The organism is Prevotella disiens, from assembly GCF_900454955.1.
GTDB lineage: Bacteria > Bacteroidota > Bacteroidia > Bacteroidales > Bacteroidaceae > Prevotella > Prevotella disiens.
In genome coordinates, this window is the sequence record NZ_UGTL01000001.1 from 1,112,297 (window position 1) to 1,137,852 (window position 25,556).

The window sequence follows — 25,556 nt, forward strand, 5'->3', positions numbered from 1 at the left end:
TTTTTGTTGATGCTGAAATATAAATGAGGTTGCTTCCGCCTAAATCAGGCAGACAAACAAATAAAAGAATTCCTCATTTTTGTTCTACGGAGTCTTCATTTATTCTTTTAATCCAACAATATCGCCTCTTTACAATAAAATAAGGGAACAGACTTTCGTCCATTCCCTTATGTTTTATGTTGATAAAGTAAGTTTCTTACTTAATCTTCTTGTAGCCGTACTTAGCTGTGCTGCCAAGTTCTTCTTCAATACGGATAAGTTGGTTGTACTTAGCCATACGGTCTGTACGAGACATAGAACCAGTCTTGATTTGACCAGAGTTTGTTGCAACAGCAATATCAGCAATTGTTGTATCTTCAGTTTCGCCAGAACGGTGTGAAGTAACTGAGGTATAGCCTGCACGGTGAGCCATATCGATAGCTTCGAGAGTTTCAGTCAAAGAACCAATTTGGTTAACCTTGATAAGAATAGAGTTAGCTGCACCCATCTTGATACCCTTTTCGAGGAACTTAACGTTGGTTACGAACAAGTCATCACCTACCAATTGGCAACGGTCGCCAATCTTTGCGGTAAGTTTAACCCAGTTTTCCCAGTCGTTTTCGTCAAGACCATCTTCGATAGAGTCGATAGGATATTCTGTAATGAGTTCTTCCAAGTAAGCAATTTGCTCGTCAGCAGTAAGCTTTTTACCATTAGGGTCTTTAGGCATACCATTCTTGAGTTTGCTGTAGTCGTAGAACCATTCGCCATTTTCTTGTGTTGCAAATTCAGAAGCAGCGCAGTCCATAGCAATTTTAATGTCCTTGCCTGGTTCGTAACCTGCGTCCTTGATAGCTTGCATGATAGAATCGAGAGCGTCTTTGATGCCTTCGAACTTAGGAGCGAAACCACCTTCATCGCCAACTGCTGTTGAAAGACCACGCTTCTTCAAGTTCTTAGCCAATGTGTGGAACACTTCAGCACCCATACGCAATGCTTCGCGAATGTTAGCAGCACCAACTGGGCGAATCATAAACTCTTGGAAAGCAATAGGAGCGTCAGAGTGAGCACCGCCATTGATGATGTTCATCATAGGAACTGGCAATGTGTAAGCATTTGCACCACCGATGTAACGATACAAAGGCATGTTCAAAGCCTTTGCAGCTGTTTGAGCTACTGCCAAAGAAACACCGAGAATAGCGTTAGCACCGAGCTTACTCTTTGTAGGAGTACCATCGATTTCCAACATTTTATAGTCGATTGCACGTTGTTCTGTTACGCAGAAACCCTTCAATGCAGGAGCAATGATGTTGTTTACGTTTTCTACTGCTTTCAAAACTCCCTTACCTGAGAAACGATCTTTGTCTCCATCACGAAGTTCAAGTGCTTCGTTTTCTCCAGTAGATGCGCCTGATGGTACGCTTGCACGTCCCATTATACCATTTTCAAGAGTTACTTCAACTTCAACTGTAGGGTTACCACGTGAGTCGATAATCTCACGAGCATGTACTTTTTCAATCTTCATAATTTTTACCTTTGTATATATATTATTTAAAAAGTTTTTTCTTTTGAACGTTAAAGTATGAGGATAATGTTTATTTTTCAGACGTTTAATTTGGTTATCCCTTTCATAACTTCCTATTGCTTACGAATGAGTTAGTTATGTTTCCTAAAACGTTTGCGAGTTCAAAATTATAAAAAAAGATTGAAAATGACGAAGATTTTACACAAAATAACATGTACCCAAATGGCATATCAGCCCCTAAGTGGTATATTGCAATCTGCACTATACAATAAGAGGGCGCTATGGGCGGGTTTGCAGTAAATTTTTGTTGTTGCTTACAATGTTTTTATTTTACCAGATTGGAGCATTTCAGCTGGGATTGATGCTTGAATTCTGTCAATAATCAATTGCAATTGGGTTGTTCTGATGTAGTTCTTTTGGGTTAAAAGAACGATACTGCGTGTTGGAATAGGGTGGGCGAAGGGTCGTACTAATTCCTTCTGCACATCGGTGAATTGTTGTAGTGCCAATTCGGGAATAAAAGTTACACCTTTTCCGCTTTCAACGATTCGCATAAAAGTTTCTATGCTACCAAGATTATAGGCTTTTTTGCTTTTTACAGCTGATTTTAGATGACAAAACTTTACAAGTTGGTCGCGGAAACAATGCCCTTCATCAAGCAACCAAAGAAATTCGCCACTTAAATCGGTGGTGCGTATGTTTTGTTTGTTAAACAAATTATCGTTTTTAGAAACGTAAACGAAGAACTTTTCAACGTAGAGTTGGTGCATTTTAAAGTCATCTTGTCCATCAAGTTTGGCTAATATGGCTGCATCAATATCTCCGTGTTTGAGTGCTTTATGAATGTCTTCAGTCTTCATTTCTGTAACTCGAATATCCATTTCGGGGTATTCGTTCATGAGTTGAGGAAGAAAACGAGGAAGCAGATAAGGGGCTATTGTCGGCAAAATAGCTACATTGAACGTTCCCGTAATAGATTTGCGCTCTTCTTCAACAATTTCTTTGAGATGTTTTGCTCTGACAAGTATGTTCCAAGCTCGTTCTATGACAAGTTGTCCCGCAGCAGTTGGGTGAATAGGCTGCTTGCTACGGTCGAATATTTTAATTCCAAGTTCGTCTTCAAGCTTTTGAATCATTGAACTCAGTGTAGGTTGTGTAACGTTACAATATTCGGCTGCCTTTGCAAAATGTTTGCATCGGTAAACTGCCATTACATATTCTAGTTGTTGAAGTGTCATGTTTCGGATTTAAACTTTGTTCTTTTAAATAGTATGAAAGCAAAAATGTAGCTGAACCCAACGATATTGCCAACAAGTGCAAAGATAATTATTTATTTTTCGCCCATGAACATAATTTGTTTAAAATATGTTCATGGGCGATGATAATGCTTTATTTGCTATTGGGTGTTGTTAATTTGTCGTCTATGCTTCCATTTGTAAAGCTCAAACCACGTTATGGTTAACGCTCCTATTACAATCGAAGTGATAACTTCTTTAATTCCTAAATGTGCAAATTGGATGCTTACGTTTGTATGGATATGTTCGGTATGTTCAAGAAAATCATATCCGAGTTTTACAATGGCTTTTTCCATTGGGTCAAATGGATTTGTTTGGCTGGAAAGGATTCCAAACTCAATAATATCGTGATATTCTTCGGGAAACTCTGTGGTTGTTTTTGCATTCTCGTGGGCATAAATATGGCGTTGATTAAGTTGCTCACCTATATCTGTCAAGTGTAAATGAGAGGGACAGCGGTCGTTATCGGTATGAGTTTTGTAGACACAACCTTTGGTTATTAGTTTATCTATAACCCCTATTACTGATGTTTTTTACGCCTAATGCCACAGAAAGTTCTGTAACGTTAGGATTTCCTAATTCGCCAATTGTTTCAGATAGTTCAATTGTGAAGAGGTAAGGTCGCTTACATCAAAAAGACTTTTTGCTTTTGATTCAGATTCCGTAATCAAGCGTGAAAAAAGTGAGATGGCTGTTACTATTTTTTCATTCATTGTATGATTGCTTTCTATCGTTCAGATGTTTATATGATGCATTATGCTAAAATGATAAGCATTAAATTTGATGCTATAAAATTAGTTAGTTAATCCTAACTAATAAAATAAATAGGCAAAATAATTATGATTTAACAGAAAAAACTTTGAGTAGGGTAGCAGAAATATTGTAGTATTTACTAAAAACGCAATTATATTTTGAGAATTATTTTGTAATTTTGTCGTATGATAGATGCGAAACGAATAAAGCTCCTTGCTTTTGATGCCGATGATACATTATGGGATTGCCAATCCTATTTTGATGTTGTGGAAGAAAAATATACTACAATCTTATCCGATTATGGTTCGCCTGATGATATTTCAGCTTCGCTTTTTAAAATCGAAAGTGCCAATATGCCAAGTTTGGGTTATGGCTGTAAAGCATTTATATTATCGTTGATAGAGAATGCCATTGCTATAAGTCATGGCAGTTTACCAACTGAGAAAGTAGGGGAGATAATGACTTTAGGAAAGGAACTATTAAACATGCCTGCAACGCCTTTACCCAATGTGGTGGCTACGCTTAAAACGTTGAAGAAAAGGGAAGGCAACTATAAAACAATCGTGTTTACAAAAGGAGAATTATTAGACCAAGAGAATAAACTAAAGCGGTCAGGGCTATCGGAGTTGTTCGATGAAATAATAGTAGTGTCCGATAAAACTCAAAAAGAATATTTAAACCTTTGCAAGCGTTTTGATTGTACTATTGAAGACTTAGTTATGGTAGGCAATTCGTTCCGTTCCGATATAGACCCAGTCTTGCAATTGGGTGGTTCAGCTATTTATCTTCCTTCCCAAACGCTTTGGCAGCATGAAATGGCCGAGGAATATGAACATGAAAGACTTGTCATTTTAAAAAGTTTTTCAGAGTTGATAAATATTCTTTGATACATTCCATCTGTGTTTCATCATCTCCGAATTTTGAAATAGACTATTTTGAGTGTCAAAACAATGGGTTTTTCATTATGAAACAATAGGTTTTATTTTCGAACCAATAATTTTGCTATAAAATGAAAAAAGACTGAACCCGTAAGAGTTCAGTCTTTTTTTATTGTAGTTTGAATAAAAATTTATTCTTCTGTGATATTTGGCAATTCCAAGCCAAGACCCTTCTTCTTGTCAACAGCCTTGAGGAAAATACCGATTACCAAAGCAGCTACACCAAGACCTGCAAGCATGAGCAATGGGTTTGTGTAATCATACTTTGTTGGGTCGGTTACACCTACATTAGAATTATCGAGTACCTTACCGATAAGCAATGGGAACAACCAAAGACCAATGTTTTGAATCCAGAAAATAAGTGCATAAGCTGAACCAATAATCTTTGGGTCTACGAGCTTTGGCACACTTGGCCACAATGAAGCTGGTACGAGTGAGAAAGAAGCACCGAGTACAAGAATTGTCATGTAAGCGATGATGACACCACCAATAGTGTTACCCTTGAACATTGGGAGGATAAAGGCAAATGTAAGGTGGCAGCTAATGAGCAATATAGCACCAAGAATCAACATTGAAGCAGCCTTACCCTTGTGGTCAACATAGCTACCAAGGATAGGTGTAATACCTACAGCTAGCAATGGGAACACAGCAAAGATTGATTCAGCTGATTGACGCATATAACCCATGTAGCAATAAGCAATGAGAGAAAGGATAGAGATGCAAAGTACTGAGTACTTAACGCTCTTGTTCTTCATAAAGTTGAACATGAAAGCGGTTGCAGCTACTACCAACATCACACCATATTGAACGATTGTTACTTGTGTTGAACCCCAGAAAGAACCTTCTTCAACAGGAGTGAAAGTTAAGTTACATTGCAACATATTTACCGCATACTTTTGGAATGGGAAAATTGCAGAGTAATAAAGAACGCAAAGCAAAGAGACCAACCAGAAACCCATACTGCTGAGAATCTGTCCGAGGTCGCTAATTTTAAATGGTTCTTCTTGTTCTTCAGCTTCGCCTGTTTGTGAATCGAGTTTCTTATCCATGAAGAAGTAAACAACAAACATGATTACAGCGATACAAATGAGAACAACACCGAAAGCTACTGAACGAGAAACATCAACGTTGCCGCCCAACTTAGCGAAGAATGGTGAGAAAATCATACAAGTAGCAACACCCAAACGAGCAAGTGCCATTTCAGAACCCATAGCAAGCGCCATTTCCTTACCCTTAAACCATTTTACGATACCACGAGAAACCATGATACCAGCCATTTCTGTACCGCAACCAAAGAGCATGAAGCCAATGGCAGCAAGTTTGGCAGAAGCAGGCATACCTTCATAGAAAGGAGAAACACCTAATTGTTCAAACAAAGGAATATGGTTCAAATTGTTAGTAAACCATGCTTCAAGTCCACTACCCATAAAGCTTTCGCTAATGGCATAATACTTGATACAAGCACCTGTAAGCATTACGGCACCTGAAAGGAGAGCAGTGAAGCGTACACCCATCTTGTCGAGAATGATACCCGCAAAGATGAGGAAGAATACGAACACGTTGAGGAAGGTTTCAGAACTTTGCATTGTTCCGAATGCTGTTGAGTCCCAACCACGTTGTGAAAGCATCAAGTCTTTAATAGGAGACAAGATGTCCACAAAAATGTAAGAACAGAACATTGCAAGAGACAAAAGCAAAAGGGCAGTCCAACGTGCACCAGCCGAGTCTCTAAGAGTTTTTTGAATTTGGTCTGTCATAATATTTATATTTTTAATATTTTGTTTCAATTTTAAAATTAAACGTTGGTTACTTCTTCAACCAGCGGTCAAGCCAATTAAAGAATGTACGTTGCCAAAGAATACCATTTTGTGGTTTCAATACCCAGTGGTTTTCATCAGGGAATAAAAGCAATTCTGCTGGAATGCCACGGAGGCGAGCAGCGTTGAATGCACCCATACCTTGGTTAGCATTGATACGATAATCCTTTTCGCCATGAATGCAGAGAATAGGAGTGTCCCATTTGTCTACCATTTTGTGTGGACTATAATCGTAAGTGCGTTTTGCAGCATCAGTAAGGTCTTTGTTCCAATAAGCATCATCGTATTCCCAATTGCTGAACCATGCTTCTTCAGTGTCAGTATACATACTTTCAAGATTGAAAGCACCATCGTGAGAGATGAAAGCCTTGAAACGCTTGTTGTGGTTAGCAGCCAACCAATATACAGAGAAGCCACCGAATGATGCACCAACGGCACCGAGGCGGTCTTTATCTACATAAGGGAGATTATTAGCGGCATCATCAATTGCTGAAAGATAGTCTTTCATACATTGACCTGTCCAATCTTGGCTAACCTTTTCGTTCCATTCGCTACCGAAACCTGGCAAACCACGGCGGTTAGGAGCTATGATAACATAACCATTTGCTGCCATCATTTGGAAATTCCAACGTACACTCCAGAATTGAGAAACAGGACTTTGTGGACCACCTTGGCAGTACAACAATGCTGGATATTTCTTATTTGGGTCGAAATGAGGAGGAGTGATTACCCAATACAATAAGTCTTTCCCGTCAGTTGTTTTTGTCCAACGTGCCTCTGACTTGCCCATTGTGAGTTGGTCGAGAATAGCTTTGTTTTCAAAACTAATCTGAACTTGTTCGCTCATCTTCTCTTTCTTTGAAGGAGTCACGACAAAAATTTCTGTTGGCATTTGGTGGCTTTGACGCATAGCAAGCAATTTTTTACCGCTATTGCCAAGCAATGAAACGTCTACATAATCATGTTGTCCTTCTGTAAGTTGTTTTACTTCACCTTTAAGATTGGTTTGGTAAATATTTTGTACTGCATGCCAAACACCAATAAAGTAGAAATCTTTAGAGTTTGGAGCCCAAACGTAGCTATCAACGTTTGAGTCGAAAGCTTCGCTAACGTAAGTCTTTTTGCCCGTCGCAAGTTCGTAAACGCAAAGACGATTACGGTCGCTTTCGTAGCCATCGTGCTTCATACTTTGCCAAGCAATATACTTTCCGTCAGGAGAGAACTTAGGATTTACATCATAACCCACGTTAAAATCACCTGATTGGTTATTAACAGCTTGATTTCTCAAACTCTTTGTCATATCCTTTTTAGGAGCAACATAGCCAGCAGGCTTACAAAGATTGACTGATTTTTTGTTTGCTATATTATAAAGGTAAATGTCGGCATCGGTTGAAGTTGCGTAATCTACGCCTTCTTTCTTACGGCAAGTATAAGCAATAGACTTTGAATCTTTGCTCCATGCTATTTGTTCAATGCCACCAAATGGTGCCAAAGGACTTTCGTATGGTTCACCTTCCAATATATCGTAGCCTTCGTTAATGCTTCCGTCAGCTACAACATTGGCAAGGAATGGGTGAACAATTGATTGTACACAGTGATCCCAATGGCGATAATTCATATCGGTAACGACCATGCCAGTTGTCTTTGGAAGGTCGTCAGGGTTCTTCTTGATAGAGCCATAATAAGGAATGCTCTTTAAAAGCACAACTTGTTTTCTATCAGGAGAGAAAGCAAAACCTTCAATTTCAATTTCAGAATTTGAAATTTGCTTTCTATTTCCCCCGTTACTATCCATCGTCCAAACTTGTCCTCCTGACATAAATGCGATAGTATTGTTATTAAGCCATTCTGCGCTGGTCTCGCTTTTAGCTGATGTTGTCAACAATTTTGCGTTCTTTCCGTTAGCGTCCATAATGTAAAGAACTTGGTGTCCTCTATTTTCTTTAACGCTATAATAACCCACTTGATAAATGATTTTACTACCGTCAGGATTTGCTTTCGCACTTCCAACACGACCCATTTCCCACATCGTTTCAGGGGTCATAATGTCGCTTTTAAGCGTAACATTGCTCTTTCCAATATTGACATTCTGTGCCAATGCTGCTCCACTGTTCATAATCAATGCAGTTGCAATTGTTAATGAGATGTTTTTGTTCATAGATTTTATTATTTTTTTCGGTTAAGCTCTTCTCTTTTGCGTTTAAGTTCCTCTTGTTGCTGTTGTTGCATTTCTTGCAAAGCAGCCATGCGAGCAGCCAATCCGCCTTTCTTTTTAGGATTCTTTTTGTTCTCAGCTCTACGCGCTTCCAAGATTGACAGCAATTTTTCATCGTCTGTTGTTTTGCGTAATGTCCACATAATGGCAGCAGAGAAAAATAGAGAAATGAAATAGTAGAAATTCAAACCTGATGAATAGTCGTTGAACATGAAGAAGAAGAATACTGGCATAAGGTACATCATCCATTGCATCGTCTTCATTTGCTCAGCTTGTTGTCCTACCATTTGGTCTTTCTGTTGTTGCATAGTGAACCATGAATAAAGGATATTCGTAGCACAGAATAGAATACATGTTAAAGAAATATGGTCCCCAATGAGCCAAAGGTTCTGACTCCATGAAATAATAGGGTCAAATGTACTCAAATCGTCCATCCATAAGAATTTTTCTCCACGAAGTTGTATTGCATTTGGCACGAAATTGAACATCGCAATCCAAATTGGCATTTGAATAAGCATAGGCAAACAACCTGAAAGTGGACTAACGCCATACTCTGAATACATCTGCATCATGGCTTGTTGCTTTTGTATTTGGTCTTCAGGCTTATTGTATTGTTTTGTTGCTTCGTCAAGTTTTGGCTTTAATACGCGCATTTTAGCTGAACTCATGTAGCTTTTCTTTACCATCGGGAAGGTAATAAACTTCAAGAGTAAAGTAATGAGTATAAGTACTACGCCCATCGGGAATAATTTGCTCAGCCAATCGAAAACATAGATAGTAAACCAACGGTTGATAATGCGGAATAATGGCCAACCAAGATATACAAGGCGTTGCATATCAAGGCTTTTCCCAAATGTACTTTGATTCTCTACGCTTTGAAGTAAGCGGAAATCATTAGGACCAAAGTAGAATTCAAATTGTGAAGCTTTTGCTCCTGTTGGGTCGAAAGCAGTATTCATGCTTGCATGATATTGCTTGAGATAATGTGATTCTTTCTGTTGTGGTATACTTTTTAGTTTTGCTCCTGTTGCAAAACCATCTTTAGAAATCATTACAGCTGAGAAGAATTGGTTTTTAAAAGCTACCCAATCAAGTCTTTCTTCCGTAGCTTTTTCATCTTCTTTTGTTTCACTTAAATAATCGGTACTACCTTCGCTCTCTTTGTATGTAAGTGTGGCGTAACGATTTTCAAAGGTATAACCCAATTCTTGTTGCTTACATTTTTCTTGCCAATCAATAAGTAGTTGGTTTTCACCTGGCTTGAACAATCCATTCATACCTGTTGCCTTGATGTTCAAACTAAGCAAATAAGGTGATTTTAGTTTGTAGTCCAACACCAATGTCTTACCGCTCTTGTCCGTAGCAGTAAGGGTTACCGTAGAGTCGGTAACATTTGAAGGTGTGAAATACATGTTTTTTGTTTCGATGTTATCTTGCTTTGTTGCCAAGATAAAGTTTAATTCTTGGTCAGCCCCACTGAAAAGTGTAACATCTTGCTTGTCTGTTTTTCGGTCTTTACTGGTTACGTTGTGTCCCGTATAGCCTTTTATAATCGCTTGTCTAACAACGCCTCCCTTGGTATTGAGGGTTAATTCTACTTTATTATTCTTCAGAACAATATTTTGTGCTGTTCCATTTGCGGCAGCATAGAATAAAGCTGTTGTATCGGCATTAGCTGCAATGGTTTTATTGGCAGTTTGTGCTACTTCCTTTTTTTGTTTTGCAATTTTTTTTGCATTGGCTATAGAGTCTTTTACAAACTCTGTACGTTGTTGAGCAAGTTCTTTTTCAGAAGGTTGCTGCCACCATGCGAAACCAAATAGAACGAGGGCAATAAGTGCAAACCCTGCGATAGTATTTTTATCCATTCTTATTTTTTCTTATTTTCTATTGCTGTCTTAATGAAATTGAGGAAAAGAGGGTGTGGTTTGAGTACAGTTGATTGATACTCAGGGTGGAATTGTGTTCCTATAAACCATTTAAGCGAAGGTATTTCTACTATTTCTACCAAGTCGCTTTCTGGATTTCTACCCACGCACATCATGCCGTTACGTTCAAATTCTTTTTCAAAATTGTTGTTAAATTCGTATCTGTGGCGATGACGTTCTTGTATATGCTCTGCTTTATAAATATTGAAAACATGTGAGTTTTGGCGCAAAACACATTCGTAAGCACCAAGACGCATTGTGCCACCCATATTGGTGATGTTCTTTTGTTCTTCCATAATGTCAATAACGTTATGGATAGTCTTTTCGTCCATCTCGCGTGAGTTCGCATCGGAGTAGCCTAAAACATTGCGGGCAAACTCGATTACCATCATTTGCATGCCTAAACAAATACCAAATGTTGGTATATTGTGGGTTCTGGTGTATTTAATCGCAACCAATTTTCCTTCAATTCCGCGTTGACCGAAGCCTGGACAAATGACTACGCCGTCAAGTCCTTTCATTTCTTCTGCGATGTTTTCGTCAGTCAGATGTTCTGAATTAACGAAATGGAGTTGGGTTTTATGGTCATTGTAAGTACCTGCTTGGAGCAATCCTTCACGAATACTTTTGTAAGCATCTTGCAAATCATATTTGCCAACCAATCCTATATGAACTTCTTTTGTGGCTTTATTTAATTTGTCAAGGAAAGCTTTCCATGGTCCCAATTCAGGTGTAGGCTTCACTTCTTCGCCACATTTGCGCAAAATAGCTGCGTCAAGTCCTTGTTCTTGCATATTAATAGGCACTTCGTAGATGCTTGGCAAGTTTTCGCTTTGCACCACACAATCCAAATCAACATTGCAGAATGCAGCCACTTTCTTGCGAATGTCATCTTCAAGATGCTCATCAGTACGCAAAACTAATATGTCAGGCTGTATTCCAACACTTTGCAATTCTTTTACGCTATGTTGTGTTGGCTTTGTCTTTACTTCGCCTGCTGCTTTTAAATAAGGCACATAAGTAAGGTGAAGGTTAATGGCTCGTTTGCCCAATTCCCATTTCATTTGGCGTATTGCCTCAAGGAATGGTGCTGATTCAATATCACCAATGGTTCCACCTATCTCTGTAATGACAAAGTCGTAATGGTATTTTTGACCCAATAGCTTGATATTACGCTTTATTTCATCGGTAATATGTGGTACAACTTGAATGGTTTTACCCAAGTAGTCGCCACGTCTTTCCTTGTCAATAACACTTTTATAGATGCGTCCAGTTGTCATCGAGTTGGCTTTTGTGGTCTGAATACCTGTGAATCTTTCGTAATGACCTAAATCTAAGTCTGTCTCCATACCATCGACCGTTACATAACACTCTCCGTGTTCATACGGATTCAGCGTACCCGGGTCGATATTGATATAGGGGTCAAACTTTTGAATGGTAATATTGTAACCTCTTGCTTGAAGAAGTTTACCAATTGACGATGATATAATTCCCTTTCCAAGAGAGGAAACAACGCCGCCTGTTACGAAAATATACTTTGTCTCAGTCACGATTATATCTTTTAATTTTATTGTTTTTACAGTCTACTAACTTTCAACTTGCAAAGATAGTAAAAATCTGTGAATACCGCCTTAATAAACTTGTTTTTTCTTATGTCCCTAAGGAAAATATTTTAATTTGACAGAGTTTTAATTATGTTGGTACTTTTTTATCGTTATTACTAAAAAAATATGTATTTTTGCACCAAATATCTACATAAAAAATAAAAATGAAAAGACTTTTTTTCGCTTTTTCTGTATTGCTTATCAGCATGCCCATGTTTGCTCAATATGACGTGCAAGTGCAGAAAGATACAGTGAAAGCTCGTGTTTTTAAGGCTATAAATTACAAAGTTGAGACGCAAGGTAGTTTTTCTAATACGAAAACGCCTTTGTGGCTTAATGCCAATAAGTTTGGATTGAGTTCATTGGATAAGACAAATGGCTATTTTCGCACAGCAATAGAGCGTCCACTTTCTGTTGATGAGGGACGGAAATGGGGGATTGGCTATGGTATTGATATAGCGGCTCCACTAAATTATACATCAAATTTTGTTGTTCAACAAGCCTATATCGAGGGGCGTTGGCTTCATGGCGCATTGACAATTGGTGCGAAAGAGCAACCTATGGAGTTGAAAAACAATCTTTTAAGTACAGGTTCTCAAACGTTAGGTATTAATGCTCGCCCCGTTCCACAGGTTCGTTTATCTTTACCAAACTATTGGACACTGCCTTTTGGCAATGGTTGGTTTCATTTCAAGGGGCATCTGGCATATGGAAAGATGACAGACCAAAATTGGCAACACGATTTTACCAATAAGCAAAGCAAATATGCTGATGATGTGCTTTACCATTCTAAATCTGGATTTTTAAAGATTGGCAATGAAGAAGTGTTCTCTCCTTGGTCTTTACAAATAGGATTAGAAATGGTTTCAACCTTTGGTGGTACTGCTTATCGACCTACTTCTGACGGGCAGATGGAAACTTTAAAAGGGCATAATAACTTTCAAGCTTTTTGGAATGCCTTTATTCCTGGTGGTGCTGATGTAACTGAAATAACTTATCAAAATGCAGAAGGCAATCAATTAGGCTCGTGGTTGGCTCGTCTGCAATACGATGGCGAAACAAAAAGTTATGCCCTTTATGCTGACAAATACTTCGAAGACCATTCGGCTATGTTTCAATTAGATTATGATGGTTATGGTGAAGGTGAAGAATGGCAACAAAAGAAAAAGCATAAATATTTGGTTTATGACTTGAAAGATTGGCTCATTGGATTTGAATATAAGTATCGTCAAGATAGTTGGTTGAATTCAATCGTATTGGAATATATGTACACAAAATATCAAAGCGGTCCAATTTACCATGACCATACCATTACTATTGCTGACCATATTGGTGGTCAAGACAATTTCTATAATCATTATATTTACACGGGCAACCAACATTGGGGGCAAGCAATGGGCAACCCTCTCTTCCGCTCACCTATCTATAATGAGGACGGAACGATTAGTTTTAAAGACAATCGCTTCGTGGCTTATCATTTAGGATTGGCTGGAACTCCAAACGAATACCTTAATTGGCGATTTCTTGCAACCTATCAAGAAGGTTTAGGCACTTATAATAGACCTTACAACGACAAGCATCACAACGTGAGTTTATTGGCTGAAACGTCTTATTTACTGCATAGTATATCCCATAAGTGGCTCAATGGAATAAGTTTGAAAGCTGCTTACGGCATGGATTTCGGTGCTATATTGGGCGGAATAAACTATGGCTTTCAATTTACAATCTCAAAAAGTGGAATTTTCTAAGTATATCGTACAATGAAAAAATATATTAAACTTCTTTTTTCTTTGCTTGCAATGCTCGGTATTACCAGTTGTTCGTTAGATACTGATAACACTCCTGGCGATTTAGAAGGAATGTGGAAATGCACAGCAATGGAGCAGAATGGACAAACAGTTGATGTTGCTGAAAAACAAATATTCTGGTCGTTTCAAGCTAAGTTGTTACAGATAGAAGATAAAATCGGTACGCAACCACGCATCTTGTATCATTACAACTTGAATGGCAGTATTTTAGAGCTTAACAATCCTTATCTCTACGACCGTGATCATGGTGATAAGCCTTTGACAGAACCAACTTTACTTGCGTTCTATGGCATCAATGCAATGAATACTACATTCACCATTGAATTTGCGAAAGGTAAAAAGGAATTAACTTTGGCTACTGAAACCTACAAATTGTACTTTAAAAAGTTCTAAGCAATAGGTCTTCGGTTTTAATTTATTGGTTCCCAAAATAATATAGGCTCTTTTGGAGTGTAAAACAAGGTGTTTTATAATCCGAAAGAGCCTATTTCCATTTCAAGAGCGCTGCTCTCGTTTTTCGTATAAAATAATTGTTGTTTATTTCTTCGTTCCTTTATTCCATAAAAGGCAATTGTTTGTTTTTCCTAATCCATCGATTCAATAGTAAAAGATGAAAAAGTGTGTAAATCACAATATCTCCCAAAATTAAAATGGTTGTATCAAAAATTGAGTATAGCGATACATTCAATACGATAAAGGTAATTGCCATGCCTAAAATTGCAGCTAACGATTGGTGTTGGGTTAAGCCTGCACGCATAAATTTATGGTGAATATGATTCTTATCAGGTTGAAAAATATTATGTCCATGCAACTTTCTAACGATGACCACTCTGCAAACATCGAATACTGGTACCATCATCAGCGTCATAGCTAAGAATATTGATACTCTTTTGTAATCTTTCACCAAAGGAGTATCCATGCTAAATTTTACCAAAAGAATACCCAATATATAACCTAAAGTCAAAGAACCAGAATCGCCCATGAATATTTTTTGACCTTTTTCTGCATCTCCAAATACATTATAATAAAGGAATGGAATAAGCACACCAATGAGTCCAGCAATTAAAATGCTATAAATCCAAATGCTTTCACTAAAAAAACAATAGAAGAAACCGACGAGGGCAATGAGCGAAAGTCCTGCCGATAAGCCATCAATGCCATCAATAAGATTGATAGCGTTCATGATGAAAACCAAAATAAACACCGTTAGCGGCGCACCAACCCAAAATGAAACTTGCTCAATGCCCAGAAAGCCATAAAAATTATTGATATAAAGCCAAGCGATAGGAGGGAGCGATGAAACAAAAATCTGTGCTAAAAACTTCTTTTTCGCACTTACTCCAAAAACATCATCTATCAGTCCTATGGCGTAAATGATAAACAATCCCAAAGCAAAATAGATAGTCCAAGGGCTAATTTCTATTTTCTTTCCATCGTTGGTATACGACCAAGCCAATAAAGCTATAATCGTAGCAATCAGCATACTCGGCAAAAATGATACGCCACCCAATCGTGGAATGGCATTTTTATGAACTTTTCGTTGATTAGGTATATCGTATAGGTTCCTATTTTTGCAAAAGTTCAGAATGCGGGGAATGAAGATAAAGCCGCATGTGATGCTCAAAGTAAAGGCTAAAAGACTAATTAGTATGTAAATTTTCATTTCTTATTTTATTTAAATGCGCCTGTAAAGTTACTAAAAATACGAATTTAAGTATTTTTATATTTGTTAAAATTTTACAGCTGTTTAAAAGCTTTAATAAGCTGTTCGTTATCTATTTCGTTTCTAATTGCTATTCGTATAAAATTTTTGTTTTCTAACGATTGCTTGCTATTACAATCTTTGATAAGTATAGAATGCTCTTTTAAAAGTCGTTTTGTTATTTCGGCTGATGTATGAGGCGTTTTAACTTCACAAAGGAAATAGTTGGCTTGCGAAGGAATTACTCGAAGCCAATTTATTTCTTCCAATCGTTTTGCAAAGCGAGTGCGTTCTGCAATGAAACATTCGCAGGCTGCATCATAGACACTGCTGTATTTGTTAAATATTTGCATATAAAATTCAGCAAATGAATTGATATTCCATATACTTACATCTTTCTTTATGTAATCAATGGTTTGGGTATCAGAACTTGCCAAAATGCCTAAGCGCAAACCTGGAACACCATATGATTTTGAAATACTTTTCATAACAAAAAGATGCTTATATGTGCTGAGTGTAGCGTTATCAAGAAGTGAATTGTTGCGAAAGTCATCGGAGAAATCAACAAAAGATTCATCAACAATAAATTTGATACCTTTATTTTTTGTCCATTCTGCTAATTCTAAAACTTCTTTCTTTGGAATAAAATTGCCCGAAGGGTTGTCAGGATTGATAAGAAGCAAAGTTTTTATAGGTTTATTATCATAAAACTTTATTAAATCCGATGAATTATAAGCACAATCCTTGTTGTCAGGGACAAAAGCAATGATGTCTTCTTTAGAATATCGATTAGGATATTCCTCAAAAGTAGGAAGTACAATACCTATTTTGCCTATATTTCTTTCCAAAAGACTTTTTATAAGTTCGGCAGCACCATTTCCTACTACTATATATTCTTGTTTGATACCAAAATATTTTCCTGCAAGCAAGGAGTTTACACCCATTCCTGAAGGATATTCAGTGAGGAGTGTGTCAAAGTTGGCACGCATTTCTTCCAGCATTCGTTTAGGTGGAAAGTAAGGATTTACCAGGTAACAGTAATCTAATAATTGTGGAAAACGCCAATAACCACCATAGCGTTTATTCATTTTTGCAAGTTGTTCGTCATCATTGTTGGCAAAAATTGTTTCTGCAATATCCTTATCTTGAATATCATCAATTTCGTACCATTTCTTATTACCAATAGGTAATGCCTTTACATCTTGAGAGTTGAGAAATGCTATTACACGCAATACTTGTTCGTAATATTCATTATTTCCTTGTGCTTCACAATAAGCATTTAAAAAAGGAATATATTTTTGTTTAGAAAATTCTTTGCTGAATTTGTAGATATTGACCGTTTTATAATAAGTTTCTGCATCTCTGTAGCTGAAAGCCTTTTTATTGATGAAATTAATAATATTATATTGTTCATCAATTTGTACAACTGTTCCGTCCATCCATGATTCCCATTTAGAAACCAATGCGAGGTTAGGGTAGGGGCTTTCAATAGCCATTTGCAAGACACTTTCTTCGTATATTAAATCAGATTCAAAAAGAATGGTATCGTCTTCAATCATCTTCTCTTTTGCAAGTGCAAGCGAATAGATGTTGTTTGTTTTATCAAATATCGGATTGTTAATAAATTCTATATCAAAAAACTTTTCATATCGGTTTCCAATATGTTCAATAAGATTTTTTGCGCTATAGCCAACAACAATGATAACTTTTTGTATGCCATTATTTGCTAATTGTTCCAATGTTCTATCTATTAAGCGTTTACCATTAATAGAAAGCATACATTTTGTATTTTCTTTTGTTATTTCGCCAAGACGGCGACCCATTCCTGCTGCTAAAATTATTGCTTGCATTTTCTTTGAAATCTTTTACCGCTATTTAATACTGACCAAAATCTACTCCGTTGTGATGTTCACAAACTTGTTTTTCTAAAGGAGGGAGTTGCATATAATTGCCAAAAACTTGCTTTAAATAAGCATCATATTCTTTTAAAATAGACAATTTAGTATCTTCAAAATCTACTTTTATAGTGCCATTCGTAAAAATATGTTTTGGAAAAAAGCAATGGTTTACTTTTGTATATTCAGATAGAAGTCCATAATAACCTGTTTCTTCACCATCATATTTTTCTTTTTCATGTTTGAAAAAATTGCGGATAGGCTTGAATTTTTGTGGAAAAGAAAGGAACATTACTATCTTTTTTAGGAGAGAAGCAGAATTATATCCACGTTGATTAATAAGATAAGCTGTTCTATATTTTGCACAAAAATATTGCCAATATCTTCCTATTTTAGTAGGCGCAGCACCATCGACACGAAAAATATCAACAAATATTCCTAATTCATTTTCTTTCCCACCATAACCTTCGGCCTCAATCATCTTTGTGCCACGTAGTTTTATTTTGCAAAAATCGAGTGGCCAATCCACTGTACCTTCTGCAAAATAATATTTTTCTTTATCAAGTTGCTCTCTACACACTTTGATAAATTTCTTATAATTGGTAGGTGTCATTTGTATATCCAAATCGTCGTCCCATGGAATGAAACCTTTATGACGTATAGCACCGATAGCACTGCCTCCGTTTAGGCTATATTCGATATTGTTTTTGGCACAAAGCGCATCAATATCTTTCATTATATGCAAAATGACCAACTGTAAATGTCTAAGTTCTGTCATATTTTTTTCTTAAAAGGTATTTGTAAGTAAAAACTCGAAGTGAATTGGGAACTAAGCGGACAATTCCTCTTATAATAGCATTTGTGAGAAATTCTGAAAATGAAGTGAACCCCATTTTATAGAAATTCCATTGTGCTTTTATATCGTTTTTTGCATATTTCCAGCCGCCTCTTCTTCGATAAACATCGTAAGAAAACCGAAACCATAGCAAACTTTCTTGCAAGTTATAAAATTTACAACCATTCATAATCATGTTTATCCATAAGATATAGTCTTCGGGAAATCCTTGATAGCCGTCTGCTGCAAGAACTTTGCTTTTTTTGTAAACTACAGTGGGGTGGTTTACAGGACAACGTTGGTGGGCATATTTTATAATATCTTCATGATGTTCAGGTAATAGACGTTGAGAGCGAATATTTTTTATGTTACCTTCAAATTCATCTATTAGCGAACTGCAAATATCTAAGTCGGCATCTTTTTCAAAAAGTTCTATTTGTTTTTCAAATCTATTGGGACGACAAATGTCGTCTGTGTCCATACGAGCTACTAATTCGTAGGAGCAATGTTGCAAACCAATATTAAGAGCTGTCCCAAGACCTTTGTTTTCTTTTTGTGGAAAAACTTTAAGTGTATGGTATTTGGATTTAAACTCTTCTATAACATCTGAAAGTGCTTTCGTAATAGGTCCATCTTCTATAAGAACAACCTCATTAGGAGGAAGGGTTTGATGAAATACACTATCTAAGCTAAGGCGCAACCATTCTGGATTTTCCTTGGCATAGACAGACATTAAAACAGAAAATTTAATTTTTTGTTTGACTTGATATTCCATCACGTATTCCTTTTAGAATGTTTTTAATATAAGAACGGCGGTTAGTACTTTTTATTGTATAATAAAAAAATTTAAAAATGTATTTAATACCATTTCTTATTATCCACCTTTTGGGCGTGTAGTTCCTTTGCGCAAGCCATATAAAATTTCGATATTGATAGTACATTCTAAATGATGGTGTTATGTGGATTTCTCGTCCTCCTATTTTTTTGGTAGATATGCCCAAAGTGTGGTTCATCTTAATGTTATAGTCGTAGAAGAAACGCGCGCTCAAAAGGTGTTTGGCTCTCCAGCACCATTCGCAATCAACGCCATCTATGAATAAAGTTTCGTCCATTAGTCCTATTTTTTTAAATAAATCAACACTAATAAGCGACATAGAGTTCATCGTGTGATAAACTTCCATGAGGCTTAAATTGCCAACGGTTATATCTTTTATTTTTGGTGTTGAATAACTTAATGGCTTTTGGGTGTTATGGTCAATACCAATAGGGGCAACTGCTCCAACATTGATATTTTGGCTTTTAAGTTGTAAAGTGGTTGATAATAATCTTTTAACAACATCTTGTCCTATGGTTGTGTCTTGGTCGCATGAAATAATATAATCGAAATGGTGTTCGATGAAATATTTTATTCCTTTATTTTGGGCTCCTGCAATGCCTACATTTTGGCATAATGGAAAATAAATAATCTTCTCATCTATACTTAATAAATGAGAATTATCTTTGTCAGAATTATCAACCATACATATTTTATCAACTTGTTTTTCTAAACAATTGACAATATTGGTAATGTTTTCTTCTGTCGGATTATAAAGTATTACTAATGCTCCTATTTTCATTGTGCAATTTTTTGTCGGCTTAAAATACCATCTTTAAAGCCCAATATCATGTATTTACAATGTTTTCTACCATTTTTTACAACAAATGGGAAATAGAGAAAACGTAAGAATTGCTTAACTCCTTGCGCTATTTTCCATTGAAGCGGCACATAATTTCGTCTTATCAGCCATTGATAATTTCGGTAAGAATAATATTCTCTAATGGGAGAAGATATGATAACATGGTGATTTCCAATTGAAATTTCATTAGAACCAACTTTATGTTCAATGCAAATATTAGCGGTTATGCCACAAATAAAGCCTAATTTTTGGGCACGCCAGCACCACTCAAAGTCTACAAAATCAATGAAGAGTGCTGAATCGTTTAACCCTACCTTTTTTAATGTATCTATATCAACACAACTTCCTGAAGAAATAACATCACGGCGAGGAATAAAATTATTTATATTTTCAGCATCATTATGGAATGCTGATTTATATTCTTTTCCTGTTTCTTTATTCAATACGGTTGGTCCCAATAAACCTAAATTGGGAATTTCTTTTTTTATTTTGATGTATTCGGCAACAATATCTTTTGCATAGGTTGGAATAAACCTTGAATCTTGGTCGAAAAACACAACATACGATTCGGAATCTTCTGAGATAATCTTTTGTAATGCAATATTTTGTGCCTCCGCAATGCCTAAATTCTTTTTATTACAGATATAATTCATCTTGCCTATTTTGTTAGGAAGTGATGCTTTTTCGGAATTATCTATAATAAATCCTGCTTCGATTTCTGCTACATGTTTGGTATGTTGCAAATCTTCTTCAGTTGGGTTGTAAAGTACGATTATGACAAATATATTCATCTTGTAAATATCCTTTTGAAGATTACGCTCTTACTACAAATTTTATCTTCTTTTGTAAGATAAATGTAAAGACTATCAAGTATTGGAAGAGTAGCGAAAGACTTAATATGAGGTTTTCTTGAAAAAACTGCAGTATTAGAATTTCGACAATATATGTGTACATACATTTTGAAATGGCTCCTCCATTTTTTGCTTGTTTGTACAACCAACCTGTGAAAGTTCCATAAATTGAGGCAAAGAAAGCAACTCCTTTGTAACCAAAATCTTGGAAAAAAGGTTGAAATACAGTGTAAACGTTTGTTTGGATAGGCACATATACAAATTCTTGTAATTTAGGTTCTATCACAAACTTTCCAAAGCCAAGTTTGGAAGCAACTGCATAAAAGAAAGCAAATGTGCGTGAACCAAATTGAGGTGTTAATTTTTCTTGTACTTGCTCAAAAGCCACGGGTGGTGAAAGAATATACATGGCAATAAAATCTAATAATGTAGAATTATCAGATACCTTTGCATCTGCAGAACGACGAAGGATATTTATGCCATAAAAAACAAATATTATAACGACTCCCCATAGTAAAATAGAACGCATCTTTATTTTTTCCTTTTGATAAAGAGTAAAAAGCGTTGTGAAAAGCATGAAGAATAAAGCACCTTTCTCCATGATAGCAATGGCACACATAAAGTTGGCTATAATTATAAGCGTTAATTGTGTTTTGCTAATTTTAGGATAACGCCAAATAGCTATAATATAAAGAGCTTGATTTACTGCATTAATGTATTTAAGTAGCTTAGCTAAAGGGTCTTCATCTTCTGCTCCTGCTAAAATTCTTAAATTAAATAACAGGTCTTGCGTTCCGAACATGATGACCACTTTATATATTTTATAAATGTACAAAGGCGTACAAATCATAGAGATTATAAAGAATATCAAGAAAATTGTTTTATGTATTTCAAGTTCATTCCTTATTGGTTCTATTTCGGATTTGACACTCGGTAAAGCATAATAAGTCATGATTCCCGTAAAACACATGATAGGAACCCAAAGTGATAAGCAAATGTAAAAGCGGTCTTGTAAAGGATAAAGTAGTCCTGATGAAATTTGGAAGAACACGACAATGAAGAACCAAATACCTGTTGTTATGAACCATGGTGAAAAAATATCGCCAATTTTCAATACTCCAAAAGCCAACAAGAGTAATCCAAGAAAAATAATTGTGAGTTCTACCATTTTATTTTCTCCAAATTCCTTTAGCTGTTCCGTTCATAATTTTACTATATTGCACTCTGTTTGCAATTGCGCCAGGTAAATTTACTATCGATAATGCAAGAACAATTCCGCATACTCCAAGTAATTTTGAAAGTCCGTATGCAATTGGAAAATATGCCAAAGCTGCTCCGATGGTAAAAATGAGCTGAATTTTCAAAGCACCTATTCCATTTAAAATGTAAGAATAACAAAGGCTGCAAATGATAATAAACATATAGAGTGCCATTGAAGCAGATAATTCTAATGAGATATTTATACTCTTTCCAACCCAAAGATGATAAATTGGGTCAGAGAAAATAATCATAAAGGCAAGTATGATGAATAAACTGATGAGCAAAAAGTGTAGTTTACGCATCGATTTTTTTATCCAATCAAAATCTTTACGTGTATAAGCGTCTGTTGTTGCACTCCAAAAAGGTGCAGCTATAACAGTGAATAAGAGCATTGTAATTGAAAAATATCTGTATGCTATGCCATAAAGAGTTACTTTTTCTGGAGTGAAAAAATACGAAATTAAGGCATTTGATGATGCAAACAGGATAACTCCTGCTACTTGTAAAATAAAAAACTTCATGCCAATATTAAATAAATTCGCTATTGCAAATTTATTAAAGTATTGAATATTGGGTTTTAAATTTGGATAATAATGTCCAAAAGTAATAGGGTAGGCTATGAGAAAGACAATCAACGGTGCTGCCGTATAACATAAAGCCACCAACATTAGCGAGTGTATATTCAAAATATTCAGCATATAAATTCCAATCAAAGTTAAAGTTTGTCCACTTACAACTAAAAGATTATTTACTGCTGGGAGCTGCAATGCCAAATAAACATTCCCTATAAATTTAAAGATGAAAGTTGCACTTACAATTGCTATTGATAAACTGAGTACCGAAATAAGATTTGGAACTTTGCTTTCCTCAATATTCAGCAATGTATAAACATCTAAGAAATTGATTGCAAGTATTAATAGAATGCAAATTGGAATTATTATTAAAGCCAACATAAAAAAAGTAGAGGAAACACTTTCCCTTGCTTTTTCTATTTCATTGTTAGCAATTTGAGCAGATAAAGTATTTCTCAATCCATTGCCCAATCCAATGTCTAACGAATCTATCCAAATAAGAATAGAACTGATAGTCATCCATATTCCATTTTCGTAATTACCCAAGCAAAATAAAGTGATTGGGACTAATAACAATTGTATGATGCCAGCCCAACCTTTAATTAAAAATGAAAAGAGAATATTCTTTTTTAAACGTGATGTCCTTAATTCAGAATTCATGGTACTCTTTCCTTTCTTATTTTCATTTTATATCCTATCATTACCCACCAAAAAGTTCCTAATACGGCATAAAATACCCATATCAGTATATTAATCAGCAGTTTTGGGTGCGATGGAGTTTTTGGTATTTCGCTTGAAACCAATGTTATGAAATATGGTTTAGTACGTTGTAATCGCATTTTTGCCATTTGATATTGCTGAATGGCTTGATTGTATTTAGCCAATGCTTTATCAGCTTCTTTTTGTAATGCGTTTCCTTCTATTTTAAATGAACCTAAGGCAACATCTTTATTCGCATCAAGAAATTTATTCAATTTACTCATTGCCTTTTCATATAGCTCTTTTGAGTTATTCAATTCTTGTTTTCTATTATCAACATCAATTTTTGCCTTGTCGAAGGAGTATTTTGTAAGATGTTGTTGCAATCGTTGTTCTACAGAGTCAAGAAGTTGATAAGCGATAAAAGGTTCTTGTGCAGATGTTTGCAAAGTAATAATGCCATTATGCAAATTAACTTCGCATTTTACATTTTCTCTTAATAATTCTTTTATATTTTTCTTTCCAGTATATTTGCTCCACCATGGTTGAACAAAATCTTTTTGTAGATATTCGCTCCATGGTGTTGAATATGTTTCTCCTTTTTTTAAAATAGTAATATCCGCAAGGCTATTAAGGAAAGAAGGTGATTCTAAAATTTTTCTATAAATAATAGGTTCTGTTGTTACGTTTCCTTCTTTGAGTCCTAACTTTTGCGTAACCATTGAAAGCGCATCTACTCTTTTGAAAACCTTATCTTCAGAGGCATCAATAGAAATCTTTTTTTGCGCATCATAGAGTGTTGGAATAGAATTAGTGAAAAGAAAAGCTCCTATAACAGCTATGAAGATTGATACCAAAAATTTATATTTATTTTTGGCACATATCTCTTTTACAGTAACTTCTCCTTTCTTCTTTGTCATTTTAACTTCTTATAATAAGAATCTCTTTTCTATATTTTATAATTAAGAGTGTAGAGCAAATAATCCAACCGATGAATAAAAAGACCGCTAAAATATAAATTTTTGGTGTATTGCTATGTTTTATAGGAACAGAAGCCGATTGAACAACTGTAAATGCTGGTACTTTTTCTTGAAGTTTTGCTCTTGCCATTTGCAATTGTTGTACGAGTTGCGTGTAAATGTTATACTTCAACTGCATATCGTTTTCTAAATTTTCTTGTTCAGAACGGATAGATTCTAATATAGCCTCTTGGTTTGCATCGCAATACGCTGCATATTTTCTTCTTGCTTTCTCGTAATCAGCTTTTGCACTTGCAAAAAGTCCCTCCATGTATTTTAAATCGTTTCTCGCTTTCGATGTTTTATACTTTGTAATAGATTTTTGCAATTTATTTTTCACAGAGTCAGCCATTGTTGCAGCTACGAGTGGGTCTTGCGCTGTAATTTCAATATTGATAATATTTGTTTTTTTATCAACTGAACATAAAATGTCTTCCCTCATTGATTTGACTATTGAAGACTGTTTCTCTGTCAGTTCAAATGGGTTTACATGAACAGAATCGCCACGAGTAATTTGATTTTTTTGCATGAAATTCTTTTTGATATAATCAGAAAAGACTTTCATTTTTTTGCCCCACCATGTTTCTTCTTGATGGTTGGTAAGATAGTCATAATACGTTGTTTGGGTCTTTTTGTCGAGTGTTGTAACTTTTATGTCAAAAAGATTAACTAAAAAGTCGTTTGAACTCATTAGCTCTGGGTAAATTTCTGGATAAATTGCATCGCCCGTTGGGTTAGCATCATTATAAAGACCAACCATTGCTGCTAATGAAGAAACGTTTGAAAGCATACTATTATTAGCCGTTTCAGGGGCTAATAAAATGTTTGCCTTATAAATGCGAGGTATTTGAAAAGCAACCCAAACACCAAAAGTTCCAAACACTAAGGTAAAGATTCCAACTACCCACCAGCGTTTCTTTAGAACCAAAAAGAATCCAAATAAATCAAATTCTATGTGCTTTTTCTTTCTCACAGTATATTCTTCTGCTTTCTCTTTTTCTTGTTTATTTTCACAAACAGTTTCGTTTTGAGAATCTTCTATATTATCGTTATTTTCTAATTTGTCATCATTGTTATTATCAGATGATGACAAATTATTTTTATCTTTTTTTGTTGTTTTATCTTTCAACCACTTTAGCATTTGCCAAATATTTTTTTGCATAATCTATTTTATCTTGTAATATT

Annotated in this window: 21 protein-coding genes; 3 read left to right on the plus strand and 18 right to left on the minus strand. The window is 35.7% G+C overall.

Annotation, left to right across the window (positions count from 1 at the left end; all coding sequences use genetic code 11):
* Nucleotides 1–196 precede the first annotated feature (196 nt).
* From eno to DYI03_RS13415, 4 genes are all read right to left on the minus strand, one after another.
* A complete protein-coding gene (eno, locus tag DYI03_RS04930; protein ID WP_021668500.1) occupies nt 197–1,504 on the minus strand; it encodes a phosphopyruvate hydratase in 1,308 nt (435 codons plus the stop codon).
* Between the two features lie 314 nt (nt 1,505–1,818).
* Nucleotides 1,819–2,742, minus strand: coding sequence for a hydrogen peroxide-inducible genes activator (locus DYI03_RS04935; protein WP_021668501.1), 924 nt, complete (start codon nt 2,740–2,742; stop codon nt 1,819–1,821).
* A 158-nt stretch (nt 2,743–2,900) separates the two neighbouring features.
* Nucleotides 2,901–3,236 (minus strand): hypothetical protein, encoded by a 336-nt coding sequence (locus tag DYI03_RS04940; protein ID WP_021668502.1) that lies wholly within the window; start codon nt 3,234–3,236, stop codon nt 2,901–2,903.
* 138 nt (nt 3,237–3,374) lie between these two features.
* On the minus strand, nt 3,375–3,512 hold the full coding sequence (locus DYI03_RS13415; protein WP_021668503.1) for a hypothetical protein: 138 nt from the start codon (nt 3,510–3,512) through the stop codon (nt 3,375–3,377).
* A gap of 225 nt (nt 3,513–3,737) precedes the next feature.
* Between DYI03_RS13415 and DYI03_RS04945 the strand changes: the two genes are divergently transcribed.
* Nucleotides 3,738–4,439 carry an HAD family hydrolase gene (locus tag DYI03_RS04945; RefSeq protein WP_021668504.1) on the plus strand — a complete coding sequence of 234 codons (702 nt, stop codon included), beginning with the start codon at nt 3,738–3,740 and terminating at the stop codon, nt 4,437–4,439.
* A 182-nt stretch (nt 4,440–4,621) separates the two neighbouring features.
* Here the strand turns inward: DYI03_RS04945 and DYI03_RS04950 are convergent, their stop codons facing one another.
* The 4 genes from DYI03_RS04950 to DYI03_RS04965 are packed head-to-tail and all read right to left on the minus strand — an operon-like array spanning nt 4,622 to nt 12,000.
* Complete coding sequence (locus DYI03_RS04950; protein ID WP_021668505.1) at nt 4,622–6,247, minus strand: MFS transporter; 1,626 nt, start codon at nt 6,245–6,247, stop codon at nt 4,622–4,624.
* Between the two features lie 49 nt (nt 6,248–6,296).
* Nucleotides 6,297–8,465, minus strand: coding sequence for a S9 family peptidase (locus DYI03_RS04955; protein ID WP_021668506.1), 2,169 nt, complete (start codon nt 8,463–8,465; stop codon nt 6,297–6,299).
* 8 nt (nt 8,466–8,473) lie between these two features.
* Nucleotides 8,474–10,390 carry a membrane protein insertase YidC gene (gene yidC / locus DYI03_RS04960; protein ID WP_021668507.1) on the minus strand — a complete coding sequence of 639 codons (1,917 nt, stop codon included), beginning with the start codon at nt 10,388–10,390 and terminating at the stop codon, nt 8,474–8,476.
* 2 nt (nt 10,391–10,392) lie between these two features.
* Complete coding sequence (locus DYI03_RS04965) at nt 10,393–12,000, minus strand: CTP synthase (protein ID WP_021668508.1); 1,608 nt, start codon at nt 11,998–12,000, stop codon at nt 10,393–10,395.
* Nucleotides 12,001–12,218: 218 nt separating this feature from the next.
* Between DYI03_RS04965 and DYI03_RS04970 the strand changes: the two genes are divergently transcribed.
* A complete protein-coding gene (locus tag DYI03_RS04970; protein ID WP_021668509.1) occupies nt 12,219–13,802 on the plus strand; it encodes a capsule assembly Wzi family protein in 1,584 nt (527 codons plus the stop codon).
* A gap of 12 nt (nt 13,803–13,814) precedes the next feature.
* Nucleotides 13,815–14,255, plus strand: a complete 441-nt coding sequence (locus DYI03_RS04975) for a lipocalin-like domain-containing protein (protein ID WP_004357125.1) — start codon at nt 13,815–13,817, stop codon at nt 14,253–14,255.
* 160 nt (nt 14,256–14,415) lie between these two features.
* On the opposite strand, the gene DYI03_RS04980 is transcribed toward DYI03_RS04975, so the two are convergent.
* The 10 genes from DYI03_RS04980 to DYI03_RS05025 all read right to left on the minus strand — a co-directional run bounded on the left by DYI03_RS04980 (nt 14,416) and on the right by DYI03_RS05025 (nt 25,533).
* A complete protein-coding gene (locus DYI03_RS04980; RefSeq protein WP_004357467.1) occupies nt 14,416–15,525 on the minus strand; it encodes an MraY family glycosyltransferase in 1,110 nt (369 codons plus the stop codon).
* 74 nt (nt 15,526–15,599) lie between these two features.
* Nucleotides 15,600–17,414 carry an aminotransferase class I/II-fold pyridoxal phosphate-dependent enzyme gene (locus DYI03_RS04985; protein WP_021668510.1) on the minus strand — a complete coding sequence of 605 codons (1,815 nt, stop codon included), beginning with the start codon at nt 17,412–17,414 and terminating at the stop codon, nt 15,600–15,602.
* Nucleotides 17,415–17,439: 25 nt separating this feature from the next.
* A complete protein-coding gene (locus DYI03_RS04990; RefSeq protein WP_242401789.1) occupies nt 17,440–18,195 on the minus strand; it encodes a LicD family protein in 756 nt (251 codons plus the stop codon).
* Between the two features lie 28 nt (nt 18,196–18,223).
* The gene (locus DYI03_RS04995; protein WP_021668512.1) at nt 18,224–19,069 is read right to left on the minus strand and encodes a glycosyltransferase family 2 protein; all 846 of its coding nucleotides are present in this window, start codon (nt 19,067–19,069) and stop codon (nt 18,224–18,226) included.
* The gene (locus DYI03_RS05000) at nt 19,041–19,910 is read right to left on the minus strand and encodes a glycosyltransferase (protein WP_021668513.1); all 870 of its coding nucleotides are present in this window, start codon (nt 19,908–19,910) and stop codon (nt 19,041–19,043) included. The genes DYI03_RS04995 and DYI03_RS05000 overlap by 29 nt, the downstream gene beginning before the upstream one ends.
* A complete protein-coding gene (locus DYI03_RS05005) occupies nt 19,907–20,761 on the minus strand; it encodes a glycosyltransferase family protein (RefSeq protein WP_021668514.1) in 855 nt (284 codons plus the stop codon). Before DYI03_RS05005 ends, DYI03_RS05000 begins: the two co-directional genes overlap by 4 nt.
* Before the next feature lie 22 nt (nt 20,762–20,783).
* The gene (locus tag DYI03_RS05010) at nt 20,784–21,989 is read right to left on the minus strand and encodes an O-antigen polymerase (protein ID WP_021668515.1); all 1,206 of its coding nucleotides are present in this window, start codon (nt 21,987–21,989) and stop codon (nt 20,784–20,786) included.
* A 1-nt stretch (nt 21,990) separates the two neighbouring features.
* Nucleotides 21,991–23,313, minus strand: a complete 1,323-nt coding sequence (locus DYI03_RS05015; RefSeq protein ID WP_021668516.1) for a lipopolysaccharide biosynthesis protein — start codon at nt 23,311–23,313, stop codon at nt 21,991–21,993.
* A complete protein-coding gene (locus tag DYI03_RS05020; RefSeq protein ID WP_021668517.1) occupies nt 23,310–24,272 on the minus strand; it encodes a GumC domain-containing protein in 963 nt (320 codons plus the stop codon). The genes DYI03_RS05015 and DYI03_RS05020 overlap by 4 nt, the downstream gene beginning before the upstream one ends.
* A 1-nt stretch (nt 24,273) precedes the next feature.
* Nucleotides 24,274–25,533 carry a Wzz/FepE/Etk N-terminal domain-containing protein gene (locus DYI03_RS05025; RefSeq protein ID WP_021668518.1) on the minus strand — a complete coding sequence of 420 codons (1,260 nt, stop codon included), beginning with the start codon at nt 25,531–25,533 and terminating at the stop codon, nt 24,274–24,276.
* Between the last annotated feature and the right edge of the window lie 23 nt (nt 25,534–25,556).